The sequence below is a fragment of the Cupriavidus consociatus genome (assembly GCF_017814975.1).
GTDB classification, from domain to species: Bacteria; Pseudomonadota; Gammaproteobacteria; order Burkholderiales; family Burkholderiaceae; genus Cupriavidus; species Cupriavidus consociatus.
On record NZ_JAGIQA010000233.1, the window covers coordinates 1 to 234 of the forward strand.

A 234-nucleotide genomic window follows, 5' to 3' on the forward strand; every position below is an offset into this window, starting at 1 on the left:
ACGGTGCTGGGGCTGGGCCTGTCGGCCAGCCTGAATGCGCCGATCGAGGATATGAAGTTCGGCGTGTTCCGCATGTAAGCCTGCCCCCAGGTATCCCAGAACCGTTTTCAAGAACGCTCCCCGCGAGGAGCGAAAGGCGAAGTCATGTTCACCAAAGTCCTGATCGCAAACCGCGGCGAGATCGCCTGCCGTGTCGCCGCCACCTGCCGCCGGCTCGGCATCCGCACCGTCGCG

At 64.5% G+C, this 234-nt stretch carries 1 protein-coding gene; it reads left to right on the plus strand.

Annotated features, from left to right (window positions below; translation table 11 throughout):
* Positions 1-144: 144 nt before the first annotated feature.
* Positions 145-234 (plus strand): biotin carboxylase N-terminal domain-containing protein (locus J8I82_RS39960; protein ID WP_209765839.1); only part of this gene is annotated, 90 nt, incomplete at its 3' end.